Origin of the sequence: Mesorhizobium sp. M7A.F.Ca.US.002.01.1.1 (assembly GCF_004022955.1) — a bacterium.
Taxonomy (GTDB): Bacteria; Pseudomonadota; Alphaproteobacteria; order Rhizobiales; family Rhizobiaceae; genus Mesorhizobium; species Mesorhizobium ciceri.
In genome coordinates this window covers 1-6232 of sequence record NZ_RZQE01000354.1, presented here as the reverse complement: position 1 = coordinate 6232, position 6232 = coordinate 1, and the positions used below count along the sequence as shown (strand labels likewise).

6 protein-coding genes and 1 pseudogene are annotated in these 6232 nt (G+C 63.3%); 3 read left to right on the top strand and 4 right to left on the bottom strand.

Annotation, left to right across the window (positions count from 1 at the left end):
* Positions 1-136: 136 nt before the first annotated feature.
* From EN932_RS26220 to EN932_RS26210, 3 genes are all read right to left on the bottom strand, one after another.
* A complete protein-coding gene (locus tag EN932_RS26220; RefSeq protein ID WP_127385040.1) occupies positions 137-1981 on the bottom strand; it encodes an aminopeptidase P family protein in 1845 nt (614 codons plus the stop codon).
* A 137-nt stretch (positions 1982-2118) separates the two neighbouring features.
* Positions 2119-2991, bottom strand: a complete 873-nt coding sequence (locus EN932_RS26215; protein ID WP_013530972.1) for a 50S ribosomal protein L11 methyltransferase — start codon at positions 2989-2991, stop codon at positions 2119-2121.
* A gap of 10 nt (positions 2992-3001) precedes the next feature.
* Positions 3002-3580, bottom strand: a complete 579-nt coding sequence (locus EN932_RS26210; RefSeq protein ID WP_013530973.1) for an SCO family protein — start codon at positions 3578-3580, stop codon at positions 3002-3004.
* Between the two features lie 188 nt (positions 3581-3768).
* Here EN932_RS26210 and EN932_RS26205 point away from each other — a divergent pair, with 188 nt between their 5' ends.
* From EN932_RS26205 to EN932_RS26195, 3 genes are all read left to right on the top strand, one after another.
* Complete coding sequence (locus tag EN932_RS26205) at positions 3769-4287, top strand: CreA family protein (protein WP_024501452.1); 519 nt, start codon at positions 3769-3771, stop codon at positions 4285-4287.
* 138 nt (positions 4288-4425) lie between these two features.
* Positions 4426-5067, top strand: coding sequence for a DapH/DapD/GlmU-related protein (locus EN932_RS26200; protein WP_063168299.1), 642 nt, complete (start codon positions 4426-4428; stop codon positions 5065-5067).
* A gap of 190 nt (positions 5068-5257) precedes the next feature.
* Positions 5258-5551, top strand: coding sequence for a hypothetical protein (locus EN932_RS26195; RefSeq protein ID WP_013530976.1), 294 nt, complete (start codon positions 5258-5260; stop codon positions 5549-5551).
* A gap of 105 nt (positions 5552-5656) precedes the next feature.
* Here EN932_RS26195 and EN932_RS26190 read toward each other — a convergent pair.
* Positions 5657-6232 (bottom strand): annotated as a pseudogene (locus tag EN932_RS26190) (hypothetical protein); the annotation flags it as partial.

The window sequence follows — 6232 nt, the reverse complement described above, 5'->3', positions numbered from 1 at the left end:
GCGCTTCCCCGTTCTACCGCGTCGCGGTAGAACTGAGCTCACGTACCCAAAAGTACGCTCCGCTCCGGTTCACGGAACCCATCGTTTTCGGCTCGTCCTGACCTGAATTCCGCCACGCCCTCGGCGCCTCAGAAAATCAGATCTTCGCGTCGTGCGGCAGCGGCGCGGTGGCCTTCTCCAGCCAGGCCAGCGTTTCGCCGTCGAGCATCGGGCCGATTTCGGCCAGCACGCGCGCGTGGTACGAGTCCAGCCAATGCAGCTCGTCACGCGTCAGAAGGTCCGACTGCACCAGCCTGGTATCGATCGGCGCCAGCGTCAGCGTCTCGAAGCCGTGCATGGCGATGTCGCCGCCCTCGATCTCTTGCGCCGGCGTCACCAGGATCAGGTTCTCGATGCGGATGCCGTAGGAGCCTTCCTTGTAGTAGCCGGGCTCGTTGGACAGCATCATGCCTTCGAGCAGCTTTTCGGTGCCGGTGCGGGCGATACGCTGCGGGCCTTCATGCACGGCCAGATACGAGCCGACGCCATGGCCGGTGCCGTGGGCGAAGTCGCAGCCGTGCTTCCACAGCGCCATGCGCGCGACGGCATCGATCTCGGAGCCGCGCGTGCCGGCGGGAAAGCGCAAGGTGGAAATGCCGATCATGCCTTTCAGCACCAGGGTGAAGCGTTCGCGCATCTCCTGCGTCGGCTGGCCGATCGGCACGGTGCGGGTGATGTCGGTGGTGCCGTCCTGATACTGCGCGCCGGAATCGAGCAGGAACAGCTCGCCGGCCTGCAGCTTGCGGCTGGTGGCGCGCGACACGCGGTAATGCATGATGGCGCCGTTCGGGCCGGCGCCCGAAATGGTGTCGAAGGAGACGTCGCGCAGCGGCATCTGGGTTTCCTCGCCGGTCCGCCGGCGCTGTTCCTCCAGCCTGGTGACGACAGCGATCTCGTCGAGCGAGCCGGGTTTTTGCCGCTCCAGCCAGCACAGCAATTTCGCCACGGCCGCACCGTCACGGCGATGCGCGGCGCGCGAGCCGTTGATCTCGGCCTGGTTCTTGGTGGCGCGCGGGATTCGGGCAGGATCTGCTGCTGCAATGACGGCGCCGCCATTGTCCTCGACCAGCATGCGCAGCCGGTCAGCCGCCAGCACCGGGTCGAGCGCGATTTTCGCGCCACTCTTGGCAAGCGCTGTGATCGCGGCTTCGAATTCGCCGGGCTCATGCGGCTCGGCGAGCTGGGTTAGGTAGGCGGCGACCTGGCGCGAGAATTTGCGCTTATCCATGAAAAGCTGGTGCGACCCATCGGCGGCGAGGATGGCGAAGCCGAGCGCCAGCGGCGTGTGCGGCACGTCGCCGCCACGGATGTTGAAGGCCCAGGCGATGGAGGAGGGGTCGGTCAGCACCGCATGGGTGGCGCCGTCCTTGGCGATCGCCGCCGCCAGCCGCGCCAGCTTGTCCTTGGCGAGCTCGCCGGCAAAGCCGATCGGGTGGAGCTCGACCGGGGCCACCGGCGCGTCGGGCTGATCCTTCCAGATGATGTCGATCGGGTTTTTGTCGAGCGGCACCAGTACGGCGCCGTTCTTGTCGACTGAGGCCTGCAGCGCCTTGACCTCGCTGATCGTGTGCAGCCATGGATCGAAGCCGAGTCGTGCGCCCTTGCCGAGATTGTCTTTCAGCCAGACTGCCGGGGGATTGTCGACCAGGCTTTCGATCGAAAAGACGTCGAGATCGACCTCGCTGCGCACCTGCAGCGTGTAGCGCCCGTCGACAAAGACGAAGGCGCGATCGCGCAGGACGATGGCGACGCCGGCCGAGCCGCTGAAGCCGGTCAGCCATTTCAGCCGCGCCGAACGATCGGCGACATATTCGCCCTGATGCTCGTCGGCACGCGGGACGATGAAGCCGTCCAGCCCGTTGGCTTCAAGCCATTGGCGCAGCAGCGCCACGCGCGGTTCGCCGACGGCCGGGTCGCCCGCGGAATCGAAGGTCTGGAACATGGCGGGTCTCCTGCAGTCCGCGCAACCGTAACGTACGGTCGCGGAAATCGGAATCGATTTCCGGCTGCGTGCAACCTGCTACAGCATCGCCGGACTGACAACTGGGGGAATTTGGTCCAGGCTCGGTCGGTGCCGGTCTAGTGCTTCAGGTGGATCGTCACCCAGCCCTCGCGGTGCAAGGTTCTGACATGGCGGAAATTCTGGCCGACATAGGCCGAGATGACCGCGTCCCGCTGGCGCTCGAGGATGCCCGACAGCACGATCGAGCCGCCAAGTGCGATATGATGGGCCATTTGCGGCGCCAGCCGCATCAGCGGCCGCGCCAATATGTTGGCGACGATCAGATCGAAGGGCGCGCGCTTGCCGAAGATCGGATGGTGAAAGCCGGGCGCGGTTGCTGTTTCCACCAGTGCCTTGACGTGGTTGAGCCGCGCATTGGCGGCAGCCACCCGCACCGCCACCGGATCGATGTCGGTGGCCAGCACCGGAATGTGCGCCAGCTTGGCGACGGCGATCGCCAGTACCGCGCTGCCGGTGCCGAGGTCGAGCGCATTGCGCGGGTGTTCGCGCCGGACCACTCTTTCCAGCATTTCCAGGCAGCCGGCGGTGGTGCCGTGATGGCCGGTGCCGAAGGCGAGGCCGGCTTCGATTTCGATGGCGAGTTCGCCGCTGTGGCGTTTCCTGCGGTCATGTGCGCCGTGGACGAAGAAACGTCCGGCACGCACCGGCTTCAGCTCTTCCAGCGAATGCGCCACCCAGTCGATGTCGGGCAGGGGCTCGCGCTCGATCGGCTTCGACAGGGAAAGGCCGGCAAGGATGTCCTTCAAGCGGGTCTCGACCGCATCGACGTCGCCATCGGCATAGAGCGATACTTCGTGGATGTCCTTGTCCTCGTCGACCTCCAGCACGGCGATCGGCAGCCCCTCTTCCTCGAAGGCCGCCTCAAGCGCCGCGAAAATGCTGACGGACTCGATCTTTCCGGTGGTGAAGTAAAGGCGCGTCTGGGTCATGAAATGGTAATCAGCCTTTCGCCGCCAGCCGCTTCAGCTTGGCGATGGCCGTATCGGCGCTTTCGCCGTAGGCGATTGTGCCGGCAAAATCGCCCTTGGCGTTGAGCAGCAGCACCGAGGCGGTATGATCCATCGTGTAGTCGCCGTCGCCCGTGTCGACCTTCTTCCAATAGATGCCGAACGACTTGGCCATGGCATGGACCTTGTCCGGAGCGCCCGTGATGCCGACGATACGGTCGGAGAAATTGCTGACATAGGCGTTCATCACCTCAGGCGTGTCGCGCTCCGGATCGACCGATACGAAATAGGCGTGCAGGTTCTTGCCGTCGTCGCCGAGCGTCTTCAGCCAGCCGGCCAGTTCGAACAGCGTGGTCGGGCAGACCTCGGGGCAATGGGTGAAGCCGAAGAAGACGACGCTGGGCTGGCCCCGGAAGGCGGCTTCGGTGATCGGCGCGCCTTTCTGGTCGACCAGAGTAAAGGCGGCCCCGAATGGCTCGCCGCCATAGTGGCCGCGATACCAGTCGAAAGTCAGCCAGCCGATGCCGGCCGCCATCAGGACGAGAATACCGACCAGGATAGAACGCATCATCAGAAAAGTCCGTCTGCAGAAATCGTCGCGCCGGCTCAATGCCGCGCCTGTGCGACAGTCTTAGCGGTTCGGCCCCGCACAGGCAAAGTGCCGCGTTGCCGCAACCGCTGCGGTGTCGACCTATCTGCTTGCAAAGCCGGGCCGCTCGCCCCACCTGTGACCGGCAACTCGAACCGCAGGAGGGTCCCTTGCAACGACTGATTGGGCACGGACTGATTGGGCGAAGACTGATCGGCGGTGCCTTGGCCGCGTGCGTTGTCCTAGGTGCCGGGGCCGCCGTGGCCGATGAAGTCGGCAAGGTCGGCGTCGACTGGCTCGGCAACGACATCATCGTCGAGGCGATCAAGGACCCCAAGGTGGAGGGCGTGACATGTCACGTCTCCTATTTCGATCGCGGCATCATCGATCGCCTGCACAAGGGCAACTGGTTCGAGGATCCGTCCGATTCCTCGATCTCCTGCCGCCAGACCGGCCCGATCACCATCGGCGACATCGACATGAGCGAGGGCGGCGAGGAAGTGTTCAAGCAAGGCATCAGCCTGATCTGGAAGAAGCAGGTGGTGAACCGTATCTACGACAAGGCCAACGAGACGCTGATCTATCTCTCGCATTCGCGCCAGGTGCAGAACGGCTCGGCGAAAATGTCGGTCACCACCGTGCCGCTCTACGGCCAGAACGTGGTGTGGAGCAAAGGCAAGCCGCAATAGGCGATTCAGTTCCTTCCCGGGCGCACGATTGGCCCCGCTTGCGGGACCAATCGCCTGGGCGAATCCTTGCCGGGAAACGATCTGACGGACGATTGGCCCCGCTTGCGGGACCAATCGCCTAGGGGTAAAGCCGCCGGCATGGACCGTTCCGAAGATCTCGTCCCGAAAGACCCCGAGCCACGCATCCATCCGACCGCGGAGTTGAAGGCGTGCAAGCTTGGGCGTTATGCCTCGATCGGCGAGCGGGTGGTGCTTCGCGAGGTCACCGTCGGCGACTTCTCCTATTTCGAACGCCATTCGGAAGCGATCTACACGACGATCGGCAAATTCTGCTCGATCGCCGCCAACAGCCGCATCAATGCGCTGGAGCATCCCATAGAGCGGCTGACCCAGCACAAGCTCAGCTACCGGCCGAACGAGTATTTTCGCTGGCTGGGCGTCGATGCCGCCTTCCGCGAACGGCGGCAGGCGAAAGCCGTGACCATCGGCCATGATGTCTGGATCGGCCACGGCGCGGTGATCATGCCCGGGGTCACCATCGGCAATGGCGCGGTGGTTGGCGCCAACGCAGTGGTGACGCGTGATGTGCCGCCCTACGCGATCGTCGCCGGCGTGCCGGCGAAGGCTCTCCGGCCACGCTTCGCTCCGGATATCGCGGCGCGGATCGAAGCTCTCGCCTGGTGGAACTGGCCGGTCGAAAAGCTCGCCAGAGCGGTTCCCGACATGCAGGCAATGCCGATCGAAGCATTCCTCGATCGTTGGGAAAACGACGCCGTCTGACCAGCTCAAGACGTCGACGGTAACCAATTTTCTTAACGTAAAATATTAAAGTTAAGAAATGGAAAACGGATTGTATCCGTGAAATTAAACACTCCAAGGTTGCAAGACTTTCGGCAAAATGCACTACTCGTTTCGGGGGTAAGTCGTAAGAAGTCGAAGAAAACACTACTAGCAACAATGGAGAGAAGTCATGAAGAAGTTCGCTTTTGTACTCACCGCTGCTATGGTTTCGTTCTCGACTGTCGGCGCCTATGCCGGCGGCTGGGGAGGTAGCTCGGGTAGCCTGATCAATGTGTCGCCGTCCATCGGTGTCGGCCAGGTGACCGCGCTCAATGGCATCCTGAGTGGCAACAACATCCTGAGCGGCAATGTCGTCCAGGGCATTCTGAACGGCAACAAGACCAACGTCCTTACCGGCGTTCTCAGCGGTATCGGCGTCAATGTCCTTGGCGGCAACAGCTACAAGCTGGGCGGCCGTCACTGAGCAGGAAAGTCACGGGCATCCTTATGTCACGTGTCGTGGGCAGGAGGGTCTTCAACACCCTCCTGCCTCCGCTTGTGGGCCTACCCAGTCAAGCGCGGGAATGAGCTAGATCTTCGCCCGCAGGCCCACAAATGCATCGACCGTGTGTTCGCGCTCGTCGATCACGGTCTTGAAGGTCTCGGAAACGTCGACGCGAACGACAATGGCCATCGATTTGGTCGCGTTGTACGTCGCTTCGGCATAGACGCCCTTGCGGCGCTCCTGGTTCTCGTAGAGCAAATTGTCCTTGAGCTCATAGAAGATGCCGGAAGCGATGCCGAGGTTTTCGCGCACCTTCATGCCAAGTTCCAGTTCCGCGCGCTGCAGCCACGAAGCCAGGGGGTCGTCGGTTTCGGACGTTTCGTAGCGGCCGAAATAGGTGCCGCGCAGCTCGAAGCCGTGCGGCAGAGGCTTGCCGAAGGTGACTTGCCAGGTCGGACGCCAGCGCTGGTAGATGTTATCGGCGCCGCGCAGGAACTGCGCACCCAAGGCCACGCCGAGCGTCGAACCATCGGTGGCCTTGTAGGCCGCCTCGGCGCGCAGCGTATAGGCGTTGAACGACAGGAACAGCGGCGGGTAACCGATTTCCTCGACGCTGGCGAAGAGCGCAGACGCGGACGCGCCGAAGGCAAGCTGGCCAAC